The organism is Arthrobacter oryzae, assembly GCF_030812315.1.
Taxonomy (GTDB): domain Bacteria; phylum Actinomycetota; class Actinomycetes; order Actinomycetales; family Micrococcaceae; genus Arthrobacter; species Arthrobacter oryzae_B.
Genome location: NZ_JAUSSM010000002.1, coordinates 77,949 through 93,625, shown reverse-complemented (window position 1 = coordinate 93,625; position 15,677 = coordinate 77,949). Strand labels below are relative to the sequence as shown.

Here is a 15,677-nt window from a genome sequence, read left to right as displayed (position 1 = left end):
CCTCTTTCACGTGAGGTCTTTCACGGTGGCAATGAACCGGCGGAGCCCTTCGTCGAGGGTGTCGACGTCCGTGGCGAACGAGATCCGGATGTGGCCTTCGCCGGAGGGGCCGAACTCGCTGCCGGACCGGACAAGGACCCCGGCATCCGCAAAGCGGGCCGTCATTTCGTCCGAGGAAAGCCCCGACGTGATGCGGGGGAAGGCGTAAAACGCGCCCTGCGGCGTGGGCATCTCAATTCCGGGAACGCCGCTCAGGCGTTGGACGACGAGGTCCCGTCGTTCCTGGTAAGACCGGGCCGCTGCCTTGAGCTCGGCGTCGCTGGTCTGGAGGGCGGTGATTGCTGCGTGCTGGACGAAGGTATTGAGGGGCCCGTTGATTGTGCGGTGGATGAGGTTGATTCTGTCCGCCAGCGCGGCTGGCGCGACGATGTGGCCGAGCCTCCATCCGGTCATGGCGTAGGTCTTGGAAAAGGTGCTGCTGCAGATGACCTGGTCCCTGGCCTGCGTCAGTGCAAGGGCCGAGGTGTAGGGGGCGCCGTCGAAAGTGATGCCGGAGTAGGCCTCGTCGGCGAGGAGCAGAAGGTCCGGGTTGTCCACGAGGAGCTGTTCGAGGTGGTGGAGGTCGGCATCAGGGTACACGCGCCCCGTCGGGTTCCCTGGATTGCAGAGGATGATCATGCTGGCCGAGGGGGCTTCTTCCCGGAGGCTCTCAATGTCCAAGGATCCGTCCGTAAGGTTGGGCACCCAGACACATTCGGCGCCGACCATCGCCACGTGGTCTGCGTAGAGGGAATAGGTCGGCTCCGGGATAAGTACCCTGTCGCCCGGGTTGATCAGTGCGATCATGGTTGCTGCCAGCCCGGCGCTGCCGCCGTGCGTGAGTATGATTTCCCGCGGGTGGGTGTCCCGGCCGTACTTGGAGGTGGTCTGCGCGGCGATGGCATCGCGAAGCTCCGCGGATCCGGTGATCGGTGCGTAGCGGGTTCGGCCTTTGTTCAGGGCAGCGATGGCGGCGTCGACGACGGCGGCGGGCGTCCCTGAGTCAGGCTCCCCCATCGCGAGTGACACTGCACCGGTCCGGGCGGAGCCCAGCGATTGCGGCCGGCGGCTGCTTCTGATGATCCGATGTGCTGCCGCGGCCGCAGCCGGTTCTGCTGGTGGTTTCGGTTGGTGGTTCATTGTTCTCCGACGAGTCCAACGGAAGGGCCGGGTTGGCGCCCTGTCGTCAGGGATTGGTTTGTGGTTTCAGCGGGTGGTGAAAGTTCCTTCGGCGTACAGGCCGTAGAGTTCGAGGGTTGTTTTCCCGTTCCTGATCTGGTCGAGAATGTGGCGTTCGTCGGCGACCCGCTGATCGGCGCGGATGATCGTTTCGGCGACGGCGTTCCGGGGCAGGACGATGACTCCGTCGGCGTCGCCGACGATGAGGTCGCCGGTGTGGACGACGATGCCGCCGATCCGGACGGGTGAGCGGAGGTCCCCGGGATAGTCCTTTACGGTTCCGACGACGGTGACGGAGCGGGAGAAGACGGGGAAGTCCATGGCTGCCATCTCGTCTGAGTCGCGCACTCCCCCGTCGATGATCAGGCCGGCGATGCCGCGGTGCTGGGCTGCGACGGCGAGGACTTCACCCCAGTGGCCGTTGGCGGCGCCCTGCATGTCGGCGACCAGTACGCTGCCCGCCGGCGCGGCCAGGACAGCATTGTGGAGTGCGAGGTTGTCACCGCCGATGCCCCGGACAGTGAACGCCGGGCCGGCGACGCGGGCTCCTTGCCATGCTGCTTTGATGCCCGGGTCGCAGGTGCAGGGCAGTTTTGAGGCTTCGTACAGGGTGGCGGCGGAGTGTCCGCCCGCTGGGGTGTTCATGCTTTCCTCCACTGAAGGTCGTGGTATCCAAGGTCGGCCCTGGCCTGGATCAGCGTGGATCCGGCCTTGACCGCTGCGACGATTTTGCTTTCGGTGTCTTCGATGCGCTCGGCGATCTCGGCTACCTGCTCGGCATAGGCAGCGGGTACTGCAAGGGCGCCGTCGGAGTCGCCGCAAATGATGTCACTGGGCGAGATCCTGACGTCATTGATGATGACGTCCTTCCCCACCGCCACGAGGCGTACGCGGTCCTTGCCGGTGCGCATGAACCGGCCCCGGCTGAAGAGCGGGTAGTTCTGTTCCAAGGACGTCGATACATCCCGGCACACGCCGTTGATGACGGTTCCCGCGACGCCGCGGTCAGCAGCGATCTCGGTCATGATGCCACCCCAGACCGTGACGTCGGTGCGCCCATTGTTGTCGATGAGCACGATGGCCCCGGGCGGGACGTCGTCCAGGAAATCGCCCACGCTCCCGCGCGCAGTTCCTGCCGGTTCGTACTGCACTGTAAAGGCAGGTCCGGCGGCCCGGAAACCGTAGGTCAGGGGCGCAATCCCGTGCGGGGTGCCGTTCACGCCCAGGGAATCCAGGGCGTCGGAAATACTGGCGGTTGGCAGGGCTGTAAGCCGCGCGACGGCGTCGTTGGTGGTGTTGGTGTTCATCAGTGCTTTTCCTCGGTGGTTCCTGCCAGACGCGCATCGCGCATGGCCTCGTGTAGGGGGACGCCGGACCGGAGGTCGGAGGCGATTGCCTGTTCCCGGCCCGCGATGGCCTGTGCCTTTTCCAGTACTTCTTCGGCGTTGATTCGGGGGACGACGACGACGCCGGTTTCGTCTGCGAAGATCAGGTCACCCGGGGTGACCGTTACGTTGCCGAACGGGACGGTTTCGCCGGTGGAGCACTGCTGGAGTCGGCCGCGTGCCGTGGCGGGAATCCTGCCTTTGGCGAAGACCGGGAAACCGAGTTCGCGGGCTTCGTTCACATCCCGACAGGCGCCATCCGCGACGACGCCACGGACGCCCTTCAGCATTGCGCCCAGGCTGAGGAGCCCTCCCCAGCAGGAGACGTCGGTGCGCCCCCCATTGGCGACAACGATCACGTCCGTGCTGGTGGCTCCGGCCACCGCCGGGGTGCCGATGTGGGCACCCGAGGGGCCGGGGACAAATGGTTCGAGCTGCACGGTGACGGCGAAGCCCACGATCGTGGGGTGTCCCCACACGGGCAGGATTCCGCCTTGTCCGGGGGCCAGTCCTAGAGCGTCCAGGGCGTCCGACACAGCCGCGGAATCGAGCGCCTCGTAGGCGGTCAGAAGCAATTCTTTGGAAGTCATGCTTCCAGTACAGCCCACGCCATCGATATAGTGAAGGTCCCGTTTCGACCAGCTGAAAGACGAAAGGCGAATGGATGACTGTCGAGGTACGTCAGGCCAGGTATTTCATAGCCGTGGCCGAAGAGCTCCATTTCGGACGTGCGGCTGACCGTCTCAGCATGTCCCAGCCTCCACTGAGCCAAGCCATTTTGCAGCTGGAACGCCAGCTTGGCACCACCCTGCTCAACAGATCGAGCCGCAGCGTTCTGCTGACAGAGGCGGGCAGCCTGTTCCTCGAGCAGTGCAGGCTACTTGTGGGTGCGTCAGAGCGCGCTCAGGAGACAGCCCAAATGGCAAGTTCGGGCACTATTGGAACCCTGCGCATTGGTGCGGTCACCTCGGCGTTCAGCGAAGTGCTTCCGGAGATCCTGGCCCGCTTTCGTGCCACGCGTCCGCTAGTGGAATTACGCGTTCAGGAGATCGACTCCCATTACGGGCGGGATGCTCTGGGGCGTCGCGAGCTCGACGTCGCCGTGATCCGCCATTCTGAAACTGGTCGCCGGCTCATATCGGTGCCCCTGCGCCGGGACCACTTCGTGGTCGCTATGCCCAAAGACCATCCGCTGGCCCAGGGGAAAGGGCCTGTCAGCCTGTCAGAGTTCCGGGAAGACTCCTGGGTGTGGCTGCCGCGGCAGATTTCCCCGGACTATCACGACGAACTTGTCGCCGCGTGCCGGCAAGTGGGCTTCAGCCCGGAGGCCCAGCATTACGCCAACTCGATTAATTCCCAGCTGGCCATGGTCAAGTGCGGACTGGGGGTAACGCTGGCCCCGGAATCATCCGTGCGGCAGCAGCCTGATGACCTTGTGTGGCGCCAGATAAAGGAACGCGCGGATCTGGTCGAGCTCTCGATTGTCAGCCGGGCCGAGGCAAAGGAGCCGCTGGTGGAACACTTCATCCTGTGCGCTTCGCCGGACGTTTGAGCATGCCTCCAACGCGTCCATGTGACGAAGAATGCGCCGGAAACGGAATGACCATCATCTCCCCCTTCGACGACCATGCCATCATGGCGGGCGCAGGAACCACCGGCCTGGAAATGGCTGAGCAACTGATCGCGGCAGGCCAGGAACCTGACGCCGTCGTCATCAATTGCAGTGGCGCAGCCGTCCTGCCGAAGAGGGCCGACTTCGCAGGGAAGACCGTAGCGATCGTGGCCTCAGGCGGCAACGTGGACCCAGCCGTGTATATTCGTGCCCTCGCCGAAAACCCGCTAAAGCTAACCTGAGTATCGGGGCCGATGCAGGTGCCTGGAAATCTTCAATTTCCCTCGGATTCCGATGTGGGTGCCTCGAACGACTGGGCGGGCTGCGCTGCCGGAGCCCCGGGGAGGGTTCCAAGCCGACTGGCGCCCCATGACATGGGAGTGCCCGCCCGGGGTTTCCCCCGGGCGGGCACTCGGGTTGACACGGAGAGTCAGTTCGCCTCTGCGCCGACTCCCGCCGCGACGCCCGCGCCGGCGAGCCGGAGCCAGGTATCCACCACGGTGTCGGGGTTCAAGGAGACGGAATCGATGCCTTCCCCGACCAGCCACTCGGCGAAGTCCGCGTGGTCGCTGGGCCCCTGGCCGCAGATGCCCACATACTTACCGCGCGCTTTGCAGGCCTTGATTGCCATGCTCAGGAGTTTCTTGACAGCGGGGTCGCGTTCGTCGAAGCCGCCCGAGACAATCGCGGAGTCGCGGTCCAGGCCCAGGGCCAGCTGGGTCATGTCATTGGAGCCGATGGAGAATCCGTCGAAGTAGTCCAGGAATTCGTCGGCGAGCAGCGCGTTGGACGGAATCTCACACATCATGATCACCTCGAGGCCGTTCTCACCGCGGGTCAGGCCGTTCTCCGCCAGCAGCTCGATGACGCCGCGGGCCTCGTCCAAGGTCCGAACGAACGGGATCATCAGCTTGACGTTGGTCAGCCCCATCTCGTTGCGGACGAAGGACAGGGCCTCGCACTCGAGGTCGAAGCAGTCCCGGAAGGACGGCTCCAGGTACCGGGAAGCACCGCGGAAGCCGAGCATCGGGTTCTCTTCGTGCGGCTCGTAGGCCGGCCCGCCGATCAGGTTGGCGTACTCGTTGGACTTGAAGTCGGACATGCGCACAATCACCGGTTCCGGCGCGAAGGCCGCCGCTATGGTGGACACCCCTTCTGCCAAGCGCTTGATGTAGTAGTCACGCGGGCTGTCGTATGCGGCGATCCGTTCCCGGATTTCCGTGACGACGTCGGCAGGCTGCTCGTCCAGGTTCAGGAGTGCCTTGGGGTGGATGCCGATCTGGCGGTTGATGATGAATTCCAGCCGAGCAAGGCCCACTCCATGGTTGGGCAGCTGCGCGAACGTGAACGCCTGCTCCGGGGTGCCGACGTTCATCATGACCTTGACCGGGGCCTCGGGCAGCTGGGTAATCTCGGTTTCCTCGACGCTGAAGTCCAGGAGTCCTTCATAGATGACGCCGGTTTCGCCGTCGGCGCAGGAGACGGTGACCTCAAGGCCGTCGGACAGGGCGTCCGTCGCGTTCCCGGTGCCGACGACGGCCGGAATCCCCAGTTCCCGGGCAATGATGGCCGCGTGGCAGGTGCGTCCGCCGCGGTTGGTGACGATGGCGGAGGCCCGCTTCATGATCGGTTCCCAGTCCGGGTCGGTCATGTCGGCGACGAGGACATCGCCGGTCTTGAACGCGGCCATCTGGTCTATTGCGGTGAGGATGCGGACTGTGCCGGCGCCGATGCGCTGGCCGATGGCGCGGCCTTCGACCAGCACGCGGCCGGTCGCGTTCAGGCGGAAACGGCTCAGGCTTCCGGAAGCGCGGCGGGACTGGACCGTCTCCGGGCGCGCCTGCAGGATGTACAGGCCGCCGTCGATCCCGTCCTTGCCCCATTCGATGTCCATGGGACGGCCGTAGTGGTTCTCGATGGCGACGGCGTGCCGGGCGAGCTGCTCTACGTCGTCGTCCGTGAGGCTGAAGCGGTTCCGCAATGAAGCCTCAACCGGCACAAAGTCGATGGTGTGGCCCACTTCGCGGTTGCTGGTGTAGGTCATCTGAAGCGCCTTCTCACCCAGCCCGCGCTTGAGGATGGCCGGGCGGCCGGCCTGCAGGGCGGGCTTGTAGACGTAGAACTCGTCGGGGTTGACTGCACCCTGGACGACGGCCTCGCCGAGGCCGTATGAGGAGGTGACGAAAACGGCGTCGTTGAATCCTGATTCGGTGTCCATGGTGAACATGACGCCGGAGGCGCCGACGTCGGAGCGCACCATCCGTTGGATGCCGGCGGAGAGCGCCACCTCGGCGTGCTCGAATTTGTGGTGCACGCGGTAGGCGATCGCCCGGTCGTTGTAGAGGGAGGCGAAGACGTCCTTGATGGCAAGCAGGATGTTCTCGATACCGCGGACATTCAGGAAGGTTTCCTGCTGCCCTGCGAAGGAGGCGTCCGGAAGGTCTTCCGCCGTTGCGCTCGAACGGACGGCCCACGAGAGATCCTCGGACCCCCCGTGCTTCTCCACCAGCTGCTGGTAGGAGTTCCTGATCTGCGCCTCGAAGTCCGGCAGGAACGGCGTCTCGCGCATGAGGGTACGAATTTCCTGGCCGGCCGAGGCGAGGGCTGTCACGTCGTCGGTGTCCAGGCCGATGAGCCGGTCGGCGATCTTCTGGTCCAGGCCGGAGTCTGCAAGGAAGTTGCGGTACGCGTCCGCTGTCGTGGCGAAACCGTCCGGGACCTGGACGCCGGCAGAGGTCAGGTTCTGCACCATTTCACCGAGGGAGGCGTTCTTTCCGCCCACCCGGTCCAGGTCTTTGAGTCCGAGTTCTGAGAACCACAGGATGTCTGTCGTCATAGTTGCTGCTCCTTTGCAGATGATGGCATGCAGATGTGCCGCCCCGCTTGCGGCGATAGCCGGTTGGTGGGCGCGAATCCTGTCCACACTGACAGGTCTCGGGCGCTCTTTCCACATGATGTGCGCCACATTCAGCTTGTGAAACTTTTCCCTAATGCTTGAGGTTCATGCGCTGCAGTATCGTCGCTGCCATTTCCTCCACGGACACCGTTGCCGAATTCAGATACGGAATCCGGTGGGAGACGTACAGCTGCTCGGCGCTGCGCAGCTCGAAGCCGCACTGCCGCAACGACGCATAGGGTGAGCCGCGGCGCCGTTCAGTGCGGATCTGGCTCAGGCGAAGGGGGTTGGAGGAGAGGCCGAAACATTTCTCAACGAAAGGCCTCAGCGGCTTGGGGAGCCCTTCCCGCTCAAAGTCCTCGTCCACCAGCGGGAAGTTCGCGGCGAAGATTCCGTGTTGCAGCGCCAGATACATGGTGGTGGGTGTCTTTCCGCAACGCGACGGGGCCACCAGGATGACCTGGGCCTTTTCCAGCGCACGCAGGCTTTGGCCGTCGTCGTGCTCCATGGCGTACTCGACGGCGGCCATCCTGGATTGGTACCGCTCCGCGTTGCCCAGGCCGTGGGCCCTGCCCGGTTCTCCGCTGGCCGGTGAGCCGAGGGCCTGCTCCAGCTGTCCGACATGCGTCCCGATAAGATCCACGATGATCCCCTGGCACGTGGCCAACGTCTGGCGGATGTCGCTGCTGACTGCGGTGGAAAAGACGATGGGCCGCAAGCCGGTGACGGCGAGTTTGTCGATGGTGCCGACCACCGTTCTGGCTTGTTCGACGGTCGTGATGAAGGGGACCGTGATGCGGTCAAAATTGTTTGCGGGGAACTGCGTCAACAAGGTGTTGCCGAGCGTTTCGGCGGTGATGCCGGTGCTGTCCGAAAGAAAGTAGACAGGCCGAAGATCGTCATTGGTCATGAACGCATTCTCCCCCAGGAGCGGTCCGGTATCCGAGCGCCGGGCCGCTGACGAGCCAGAAGGCACGTTCAGGACGTATCAGCCTGAGAGGGTGACCAGGTCGGAGCGTCGGCTGGTGGTACCTGATTTGGCGAGGAGCTGTTCCCCGCGAGGGTCCCGGTGGTCGGCTTCCTCGTGTGTGACGCCGGTGGCGTGGGCAACCACATCTGCGAGGCTGTTGTTGCGTTCGTAAGACTGCCGCTGCCGGGTGGCGCCGGTGCCCTGGTCGAGGATACGTTGCAAGGACGCTTCCACGTAAGCTGCGTCCCCGGTTTGGTCGAGGGAGTCCCGGACATGGTCATAGAGTGCGGCAACAACATTTCCAGCGGTATCTGGCTTGTGAGCTACCGGGTGGAGCAGGTTCCCCTCGATACCGAAGCGGCTAGCCAGCCAGACTCCCTGCCGCAGGATCGCCGTCGCAACGTTGTCTGGTGGCTGTCCGGCCTCCCATTCCCTGGACGCGGTCTCCACCAGTGCCCGTACCAGCGCCGCGATGAGGGTGGCGTCGCGGACATCAAGGCACACATCAGACACACGGATCTCAACAGTTGGGTGTCGGGCAGACAGCCTGGCGTCAAAATCCGGACTGGCGACGACCCCGGTGCCGGACAGGCGCTCCACAAACGAGTGGTAGGCGTCCGCCGAGCCGAATACGTCGGTCGGACCGGCCGTGGACCACCGGTTCCAGGCCTGCGTGCGGAAACTGGAATAGCCGGTGTCCGTGCCGTTCCAGAAGGGGGAATTGGAACTCAGCGCAATGAGTGGCGGGAGCCAGGACCGGATCCTGTCCAGGATCGCGACGCCTTCCTCATCCGAGCCGACGGAAACGTGGACGTGGTAACCGCATGTCAGCTGCTCCCGGGCCGTCAACGCGAACTTCTCCAGAAGCGCGTCGTACCGGTCGTTGCGGGTGTGCCGGGGCGTGACCGGCAGCGGGGACGTGGCGAGGGCAGAGATCCGGGCGCCTGCTTTCCGGGCCAGCGCATCTGCGTAGGAGCGGCCTGCGCGTATTTCGGCGGCCAGCCCGCTCAGGCGACTGTGCGGTCCTGTGATGACTTCGAGTTGTTCCTGCTGGAGCTCAGCGGCCAGCATCGGGTACGACGGGGGATCCTCAGCCGAACGGCTCAAATCATGGAGGTGGAGGATTTCGCCTGCTATGGGCAGCGGGCTGCCATTGCGGGGATCAACAATCAGAAATTCTTCCTCAACACCAAGAGTACGCACGTGCTCAGTGTGGCCCACGAAACCAAGGTCAAATGACCACCCGCCAGCGTGCACCAAAAAAGCTTCCTGCGCTGAGGACTCCGAAAACAGTCGCCAGCCACCCCCGCAGCCGGGCCGGTCTTACGTGCATTTGTCCACGCACCGCGCCGCTCCTGGTCCGAACCGCATCCGTGCGGCGTATGCCCACGATGCCTCTCCCAGCCCCGTTCCCGCGGCCGATGTGTTCACTCAACGTTCATGCCAGCGAAATGCGTTCAGCTGGTGAATGTTGTGACCTGGCCCGCCACGGCTTCACAGTGCTGGATGAAGAAGACGACGTCCCTGTCCCGAAGCGGACCGCCGGCAGGGTGAATTCTCACTCGCCCAACCGTTGCCTATATATCGCGTCCTGCCCGAAATCAAGGACTGTTCCCGCGGATAGACGGCCCATACAATCGTTCTGGACGCAACCGGCCAAGGCACCCCCGGGCACGCCCTCAGGGGGAACCACACGACGCTCCAGCGGTGCCGGCAAGGATGCGGACAATGACAGACATTCAGGGGCTCATCAACTCCCTCCGGCCCGAAGTCCTCGCTGCGCTTCACGAAGGGGGCCCGGGTCAGCTCCTTGGCCCGGAAATTCTGGATGCCATTGACACCGCCGCCGGCGGCACCGGAGAAGGCCGCGGCTACTACGTAGTCCGCGGCAGCCTGGTACCGCTGGAACGACGCCAGTACTATCTCCGCGACGATGTTGTCGCCGCAATCTTTGCCCCCTCAACACTGGAAGGCGCCGCCGGGGCGGACGCCTGACCGCCGTGACATCCGCGGGCCAGTTCGAAGCCGAACTGCGTCCTGTCCTCGCAGCATCACGAGGATCTGGTTGGCGCGGTCCTGCGCGGCCCGCGGAGCCTGCTCATTGAACGGCCGGCCAGGAAGCCAACGTCTGAATGGGGATCAACAGTCCCACCGCACCGGCGATCGAGAGGGTGGCACGGACGTGGTTGGCCGGAATCCAGGATTGTTGAAAGCTGCGCCACTGCCGATCCGGCGGGCCGCCTCCACTCTTGGACAGGCGGTTGTTCAGCGGCACGTTCACCAGCATCGTCGATGCCCACCCTGCCAGATAGGCTGCCGCTCCAGCGACCCGCAACGGTGACTGGGCCACCGGGTCGGTGGCCGAAACGACAACGACGGCGCCACAGGCCGCCGCGGTGCCGAAGAACAGGATCATGAATGGAGGCCGCACAGCCTTCTCGTTGATGGAGACCATGGTCGCGATGGCCTCCGTCGCCGGCTGCCTTCGAAGGGCGGGCATGACCACGGCGGAGAAGGCGAGGTAGAAGCCGGCCGCCACCGCGGAACCGGTACCGGCGATCACCGGCAGCCACCCGGTCACCGGATGCCGCCGGATACCGGAGCGGCCCACACGCCCTCAACGGCCGGCCTCCAGGTGGTGGAGTCGTGCCAGTCAAAAGGGGTGCGAGCGAGGCGGGAGCCGATCCTCACCGCCACGTGGCGGTCCCTCAGGTGGCGGACGAGTCTGAAGCCGGTACGGCGGGTTCCACCGGTGACATGAACACGAGCGATTTGGTTTTCGGAGGTCATGACACCAGCCTGCCTGTACTGTCATAGACGATGAATGCTTTATTGTCCAGAATGCATCCGTCAAGCTCTACGATAGGAAGCATGGATCCGTTAACTCAGTTCCTCACCGGGCCCCGGGCGCAGTCCGCGTTCACCCTGCGGGTGGTGATGGACCCGCCGTTCGCCATTGACGTTCAGGACGAGGCCGCCCTAACCGTGATCGTGGCAGTCCGCGGACAGGCCTGGATCACCACAGAAGCAAGCGCCCCGCGGTCGCTGCGCCCGGGCCAAGCGGTCACCGTCCGTGGCCCCGCCCCTTACCTGGTCGCGGATGCCCCGGGCCGGCTACCCACGGTGGTGATCGACGCCGGACAGTCTTGTCGCACCCCGTCAGGGGACCACCTGGAGCTCACCATGTCCCAGGGTGTGCGGACCTGGGGCAATAGCCCGGACGGGGAAACAGTCCTGCTAATTGGTACTTACCAAACGGCGGCAGCGGCCGGCCAGCTGGTTACAGCAGCCCTGCCTGCCCTGGCTGTCTTCGACGAACAGGAGACCGATCCGGTCCTGCTGAAGCTGCTCGAACACGAGCTTACCCACACGGACTTGGGGCAGGAGAGCGCCCTGGACAGGGTCCTGGACCTCCTGTTGCTGCATCTGGTGCGCGTCAGTGTGCGCCGCGCCGAGGGTGCACTTTCCAGCTGGGCCGCGGGCACCCGCGATCCCGTAGTTGCCGGAGCCCTGGCCCTCATGCACGAGGAGCCGGCGGCGCCGTGGACCGTCGCTGAACTGGCTCGGCGGGGGCATGTTTCCCGGGCGACCATGGCCGCCCGGTTCCACACCGCCGTCGGGCAGCCCCCCATGGCCTACCTCACGGCCTGGCGCCTGGCGCTGGCCGCGGACAGACTGGCCTCCAGCTCAGCCACCACTGCAGTCATCGCCCTGGAGGTCGGCTACAGCAACGCCTTCACCTTCAGTGCCGCCTTCTCAAGGGTCTACGGCATAAGCCCCACGGGCTACCGGCGGTCCGTACACGGCTCCGGCGCCGACACGGACAGCCCGTTGACCTCATCACATCCGCGAGAATCGCCTTAATTCGAAGAGTATCCCCAATATCCCCGGCTCCAGGGAACGGGGCCGGGGACATCCGGCATATGACGCTCAGGCTTCATGTAGGTAGTGGCAAACAGTCCCTGCCGACCTTCAGCGCAAGTGCCTACGTACGGTCACGGAGATTCATCACCGATGCCGGAAACTACCCGGTCTGGGATTCCGGGATCCCAGAAGTCATCGGCGAGGTGGGCCACGGCCGACGAATCCGGGTCCGGACCCGGGACGGCGGCAAGAGGACATTCAGCCTTCGGGTCTGTCAGATCCCCGGACAACTCATGACCTGGACCGGCCGCCTGCCGCTGGGACTGCTCCAGGTCGAGCGCGCTTTCACACTTACGGACTACACCGGGATCACCCATCTGAGGGTCAAGGACACGGTCCACGGCCCGCTCCAGGGCCTGGTCCGGAAGACAGCGCCGGGCAGTCATCCCGCCCTGTCTGGTTAGGTCGACGCGGTCAAACTCCGGGCCGAACTGCTCAGTTTCCCCTCGAAGGCGGGGTCTTTGACGTTAGTTGAGGACTTTGCCTCAACACCGCTGGGACGCCGCGCGCTCTGGGCGATTATCGCCGTCGTCCTCGTCTGGGCGGGCGCGCCGATGGCACGGGAAGCCAGGCCCTGCCTGGCGGACCCCCACGCGGTGTTGACGCTCGATGTGATGCCCGCTACAGTTGACCCAGTTATACGAATAACCCATCGAACGTTTTAGGCCCGAGGAGGTGCCCATGGCTGGATCACGGCCGAAGTCAGGACCGACAATGCATGACGTCGCCGCTGCTGCCGGTGTTTCACAGGCCACCGTGTCCTTGGTGCTGAACTCAGCCTCCGGCTCCCGTTTCTCCGAGGATACCCGGAAGCGCGTTCAGGACGCTGTGAACCGGCTCGGCTATCGCACCAACGCCCACGCCAAGGTTCTCCGCGAGGGCGTGGCCGGCATGATCGGGTTCATCGGCGATTCCGTGGCCACCTCCCCTTTTGCCGGCGCCATCATTGAAGGCGCGCAGCAGCGGGCATGGGAGGACGGACTCCTCCTGCTCACGGTGAACACAGGCGGAGACAGGGAACTCGAGGCCGCCTCCCTGGACGCCATGCTCTCCTACAAGGTTGCAGGCGTCGTCTACGCCGCCATGTATCACAAGCGGCTTGACGTTCCGGAGGCCCTGAACGGTGTCCGCGCCGTGGTGCTGAACTCCCAGGACCGTGCCGGCCGCCTCCCCAGCGTTGCTCCCGACGAAGTGAAGGGCGGTTACACCGCTACACGCCGGCTGCTGGATGCAGGGCACAGCCGAATAGGGCTGATCAATATCGAGACCCTCGAAAGCGGACTGCCTGCTGCCGTCGGCCGATACGAGGGCTATATTGCGGCCCTTGAGGAGGCGGGTCTGGAAGTGGACCCCGTCCTGGTCCGCTTCGGCGGGGGCGGCGAGGAAGACGGCTACCGGTATGCCATGGAGCTGCTGACTGCCGCCACGCCACCAACTGCGATTTTCTGTGCGAACGACCGCGGTGCTTGGGGTGCCTACCAGGCGGTGTCTGACCTGCGGCTATCAATCCCGGAGGATATATCCATCGTGGGTTTCGACAACCAAGCGATCCTGGCGCCTCACCTTCGCCCGGGTCTGACCACCCTCGACTTGCCGTTCGTCGCCATGGGCCGGCGTGCGGTTGAACTGATCCTCCAAGATGCGGAACCCGGTGGCCGGGTCGAGCTGATGGACTGCCCTCTCGTTGAACGCAAATCAGTGACCCACCCTAAGGAGATGCCATGAGCCGCACCATCCCGGCCCGACGCGGGCGTCCGTCGGCGGCACCGTTGCCGCACCGAAAAATTTCTCTTTCGCTCCGCATGAAGAGACTTTCTCGGGCGTGGCAGTTATACGTATTACTCGCGCCGGCGATCGTCTACATTCTGGTCTTCAAGTACTGGCCGATGTACGGCGTGCAGATCGCCTTCAAGAACTACAACCCCGTGGACGGGTTCACGGACAGCCCGTGGGTGGGCCTAACCCACTTCATCAGGTTCGTGAACTCCTACCAGTTCGGCCAAGTCGTCGGTAACACCTTGTGGATCGCGATCCTGGGCCTGCTGGTGGCCTTCCCGATCCCGATCATCCTGGCGTTGCTGGTCAATCAGCTCCAGAGCGAGAGGTTCAAGAAGTTCACCCAGACGGTGCTCTACTCGCCGGCTTTCATCTCCACCGTCGTGGTGGTCGGCATCATGTTCGTGGTTCTCTCTCCCAGATCGGGGCTGGTGAACAACGCGATCCAGTTGGCTGGCGGCGAGCCCGTCTTTTTCATGGGCTCGGCGGAGTGGTTCCGTCCCATCTATGTGATCTCGGATGTCTGGCAGAACGCCGGGTTCTCCATGATCGTGTATCTGGCTGCCCTTGCCGCCATCGACCCTGCGCTGCATGACGCGGCTAAGGTTGACGGCGCCTCGAAGCTCCAACGTATCCGGCACATCGACCTGCCGGGCATCATGCCGGTGGTCACGGTGCTGTTCATTTTGGCTATCGGCAACCTGCTCAATGTCGGATTCGAGAAGGCGCTGCTGATGCAGACGCCGCTGAACCTCTCATCCTCGGAGATCATCCAGACCTACGTCTACCACGCGGGCCTTCAGCAGGCGCAGTTCAGCTACTCGGCCGCCATCGGCCTCTTCAACTCCCTCCTCAACCTGGCGCTGCTGCTCTTTTTCAACACGGTGGCGCGCCGGGCCAACCAAGCGACCCTGTGGTGATGCCGAAATGTCATTGATAACCAACCCCCGCACTATCGACAACCCGCCCCGGCCCGTCAGCCAGGGCGGCCGCCCCCGCCCCAAGCCGACTCTTAGGGACAGGTACGGTGACCGCGTCTTCAACATCGCCGCAACCGCTGTCCTGCTGCTGTCCATCCTGGCCGTGGTGTACCCGCTGTACTTCATCGTGATCGCTTCCATCAGCGACCCCAACGCCGTCTACGAAGGCAAGGTCTGGCTGTTCCCCTCCGGGGTAACCACTGAAGGCTACGAGCGGATTTTTGCCGACAGCCGGATCTGGAACGGCCTGGGCAACACCGTCGTCTACACCGTCCTCGGCACTGCCATCAGCGTCAGCACCATCCTGTGCGGTGCCTATGCGCTGTCCCGCAAAGACATGCCCGGACGCAAGATCCTGATGCTCCTGTTCGTGATCACCATGTTTTTCGACGGCGGACTCATCACCAAATACCTGGTGGTCCGCGACCTAGGGATGCTGGACACCGTCTGGGCCGTGGTCCTGCCGGGGGCGGTCGGGGTGTGGAACCTGATCATCGCCCGCTCATTTTTCGAGCACACCGTCCCGAACGAACTGCGTGAAGCGGCCCAGATGGACGGAGCCAACGATTTCACCTTCTTCCTCAAGATGGTGCTGCCGCTGTCCAAACCGCTGATCATGCTCATGATCATGGTCCACGTCGTGGCGCACTGGAACTCGTTCTTCGACGCCCTGATCTTCCTGAACGACGACTCCAAATACCCGCTGCAGCTCGTCCTGCGCAACATCCTCATCCAGTCAGACGTCTCATCGTCCGGCACCACCGGCGGAGACATCGAATCCTATGCCGCCGCGCAACGGATCGCAGAGCTCACCAAGTACGCCATGATCGTCGTCTCGAGCCTGCCACTCATGATTGCCCTGCCCTTCATGCAGAAGCACTTCACCAAGGGCGCCATGATCGGCGCCGTCAAATAG

At 64.2% G+C, this 15,677-nt stretch carries 17 protein-coding genes; 8 read left to right on the top strand and 9 right to left on the bottom strand.

The window, feature by feature from the left end; translation table 11 throughout:
* Positions 1-6: 6 nt before the first annotated feature.
* The 4 genes from J2S97_RS03770 to J2S97_RS03755 form a co-directional block, all read right to left on the bottom strand.
* The gene (locus J2S97_RS03770) at positions 7-1,056 is read right to left on the bottom strand and encodes a pyridoxal phosphate-dependent aminotransferase (protein ID WP_307046741.1); all 1,050 of its coding nucleotides are present in this window, start codon (positions 1,054-1,056) and stop codon (positions 7-9) included.
* 189 nt (positions 1,057-1,245) lie between these two features.
* On the bottom strand, positions 1,246-1,863 hold the full coding sequence (locus J2S97_RS03765; protein WP_307046739.1) for an RraA family protein: 618 nt from the start codon (positions 1,861-1,863) through the stop codon (positions 1,246-1,248).
* Entirely contained in the window at positions 1,860-2,525 is a 666-nt protein-coding gene (locus J2S97_RS03760) for an RraA family protein (protein WP_307046738.1), read from the bottom strand. The genes J2S97_RS03765 and J2S97_RS03760 overlap by 4 nt, the downstream gene beginning before the upstream one ends.
* Positions 2,525-3,193, bottom strand: a complete 669-nt coding sequence (locus J2S97_RS03755; protein WP_307046736.1) for an RraA family protein — start codon at positions 3,191-3,193, stop codon at positions 2,525-2,527. Before J2S97_RS03755 ends, J2S97_RS03760 begins: the two co-directional genes overlap by 1 nt.
* Before the next feature lie 74 nt (positions 3,194-3,267).
* On the opposite strand from J2S97_RS03755, the gene J2S97_RS03750 reads away from it, so the two are divergent.
* Together J2S97_RS03750 and J2S97_RS03745 are read left to right on the top strand one after the other, a co-directional pair.
* Positions 3,268-4,155 (top strand): LysR family transcriptional regulator, encoded by an 888-nt coding sequence (locus J2S97_RS03750; RefSeq protein WP_307046734.1) that lies wholly within the window; start codon positions 3,268-3,270, stop codon positions 4,153-4,155.
* A gap of 47 nt (positions 4,156-4,202) precedes the next feature.
* Positions 4,203-4,457: a hypothetical protein gene (locus tag J2S97_RS03745; RefSeq protein ID WP_307046732.1), complete on the top strand. Its 255-nt coding sequence runs from the start codon at positions 4,203-4,205 to the stop codon at positions 4,455-4,457.
* A gap of 188 nt (positions 4,458-4,645) precedes the next feature.
* On the opposite strand, the gene ppsA is transcribed toward J2S97_RS03745, so the two are convergent.
* From ppsA to J2S97_RS03730, 3 genes are all read right to left on the bottom strand, one after another.
* The gene (gene ppsA / locus J2S97_RS03740; RefSeq protein WP_307046731.1) at positions 4,646-7,051 is read right to left on the bottom strand and encodes a phosphoenolpyruvate synthase; all 2,406 of its coding nucleotides are present in this window, start codon (positions 7,049-7,051) and stop codon (positions 4,646-4,648) included.
* 151 nt (positions 7,052-7,202) lie between these two features.
* Entirely contained in the window at positions 7,203-8,021 is an 819-nt protein-coding gene (locus J2S97_RS03735) for a pyruvate, water dikinase regulatory protein (RefSeq protein WP_307046729.1), read from the bottom strand.
* A 78-nt stretch (positions 8,022-8,099) separates the two neighbouring features.
* On the bottom strand, positions 8,100-9,284 hold the full coding sequence (locus J2S97_RS03730) for a carboxylate-amine ligase (RefSeq protein ID WP_307046727.1): 1,185 nt from the start codon (positions 9,282-9,284) through the stop codon (positions 8,100-8,102).
* 525 nt (positions 9,285-9,809) lie between these two features.
* On the opposite strand from J2S97_RS03730, the gene J2S97_RS03725 reads away from it, so the two are divergent.
* Positions 9,810-10,076 (top strand): hypothetical protein, encoded by a 267-nt coding sequence (locus J2S97_RS03725; RefSeq protein ID WP_307046725.1) that lies wholly within the window; start codon positions 9,810-9,812, stop codon positions 10,074-10,076.
* Positions 10,077-10,179: 103 nt separating this feature from the next.
* On the opposite strand, the gene J2S97_RS03720 is transcribed toward J2S97_RS03725, so the two are convergent.
* Together J2S97_RS03720 and J2S97_RS03715 are read right to left on the bottom strand one after the other, a co-directional pair.
* Positions 10,180-10,662 carry an anthrone oxygenase family protein gene (locus tag J2S97_RS03720; protein ID WP_307046723.1) on the bottom strand — a complete coding sequence of 161 codons (483 nt, stop codon included), beginning with the start codon at positions 10,660-10,662 and terminating at the stop codon, positions 10,180-10,182.
* Complete coding sequence (locus J2S97_RS03715; protein WP_307046720.1) at positions 10,659-10,871, bottom strand: hypothetical protein; 213 nt, start codon at positions 10,869-10,871, stop codon at positions 10,659-10,661. The genes J2S97_RS03720 and J2S97_RS03715 overlap by 4 nt, the downstream gene beginning before the upstream one ends.
* 81 nt (positions 10,872-10,952) lie before the next feature.
* Between J2S97_RS03715 and J2S97_RS03710 the strand changes: the two genes are divergently transcribed.
* The 5 genes from J2S97_RS03710 to J2S97_RS03690 all read left to right on the top strand — a co-directional run bounded on the left by J2S97_RS03710 (position 10,953) and on the right by J2S97_RS03690 (position 15,677).
* Complete coding sequence (locus J2S97_RS03710) at positions 10,953-11,945, top strand: AraC family transcriptional regulator (protein WP_307046719.1); 993 nt, start codon at positions 10,953-10,955, stop codon at positions 11,943-11,945.
* 59 nt (positions 11,946-12,004) lie between these two features.
* Positions 12,005-12,409: a hypothetical protein gene (locus J2S97_RS03705; RefSeq protein ID WP_307046717.1), complete on the top strand. Its 405-nt coding sequence runs from the start codon at positions 12,005-12,007 to the stop codon at positions 12,407-12,409.
* 277 nt (positions 12,410-12,686) lie between these two features.
* Positions 12,687-13,730, top strand: a complete 1,044-nt coding sequence (locus J2S97_RS03700; protein WP_307046715.1) for a LacI family DNA-binding transcriptional regulator — start codon at positions 12,687-12,689, stop codon at positions 13,728-13,730.
* A complete protein-coding gene (locus J2S97_RS03695; RefSeq protein WP_307046713.1) occupies positions 13,727-14,701 on the top strand; it encodes an ABC transporter permease in 975 nt (324 codons plus the stop codon). Before J2S97_RS03700 ends, J2S97_RS03695 begins: the two co-directional genes overlap by 4 nt.
* Before the next feature lie 7 nt (positions 14,702-14,708).
* Positions 14,709-15,677, top strand: coding sequence for a carbohydrate ABC transporter permease (locus J2S97_RS03690; RefSeq protein WP_307046711.1), 969 nt, complete (start codon positions 14,709-14,711; stop codon positions 15,675-15,677).

What these genes read in the sequence shown, in the direction of transcription:
- J2S97_RS03700 (WP_307046715.1), top strand. Translation starts at nt 12,687, where the DNA reads ATGGCTGGATCACGGCCGAAGTCAGGACCGACAATGCATGACGTCGCC.
- J2S97_RS03695 (WP_307046713.1), top strand. Translation starts at nt 13,727, where the DNA reads ATGAGCCGCACCATCCCGGCCCGACGCGGGCGTCCGTCGGCGGCACCG.
- J2S97_RS03745 (WP_307046732.1), top strand. Translation starts at nt 4,203, where the DNA reads ATGACCATCATCTCCCCCTTCGACGACCATGCCATCATGGCGGGCGCA.
- J2S97_RS03755 (WP_307046736.1), bottom strand. Translation starts at nt 3,193, where the DNA reads ATGACTTCCAAAGAATTGCTTCTGACCGCCTACGAGGCGCTCGATTCC.
- J2S97_RS03735 (WP_307046729.1), bottom strand. Translation starts at nt 8,021, where the DNA reads ATGACCAATGACGATCTTCGGCCTGTCTACTTTCTTTCGGACAGCACC.
- J2S97_RS03715 (WP_307046720.1), bottom strand. Translation starts at nt 10,871, where the DNA reads ATGACCTCCGAAAACCAAATCGCTCGTGTTCATGTCACCGGTGGAACC.
- J2S97_RS03765 (WP_307046739.1), bottom strand. Translation starts at nt 1,863, where the DNA reads ATGAACACCCCAGCGGGCGGACACTCCGCCGCCACCCTGTACGAAGCC.
- ppsA (WP_307046731.1), bottom strand. Translation starts at nt 7,051, where the DNA reads ATGACGACAGACATCCTGTGGTTCTCAGAACTCGGACTCAAAGACCTG.
- J2S97_RS03705 (WP_307046717.1), top strand. Translation starts at nt 12,005, where the DNA reads ATGACGCTCAGGCTTCATGTAGGTAGTGGCAAACAGTCCCTGCCGACC.
- J2S97_RS03725 (WP_307046725.1), top strand. Translation starts at nt 9,810, where the DNA reads ATGACAGACATTCAGGGGCTCATCAACTCCCTCCGGCCCGAAGTCCTC.
- J2S97_RS03690 (WP_307046711.1), top strand. Translation starts at nt 14,709, where the DNA reads ATGTCATTGATAACCAACCCCCGCACTATCGACAACCCGCCCCGGCCC.
- J2S97_RS03760 (WP_307046738.1), bottom strand. Translation starts at nt 2,525, where the DNA reads ATGAACACCAACACCACCAACGACGCCGTCGCGCGGCTTACAGCCCTG.
- J2S97_RS03770 (WP_307046741.1), bottom strand. Translation starts at nt 1,056, where the DNA reads ATGGGGGAGCCTGACTCAGGGACGCCCGCCGCCGTCGTCGACGCCGCC.
- J2S97_RS03710 (WP_307046719.1), top strand. Translation starts at nt 10,953, where the DNA reads ATGGATCCGTTAACTCAGTTCCTCACCGGGCCCCGGGCGCAGTCCGCG.
- J2S97_RS03750 (WP_307046734.1), top strand. Translation starts at nt 3,268, where the DNA reads ATGACTGTCGAGGTACGTCAGGCCAGGTATTTCATAGCCGTGGCCGAA.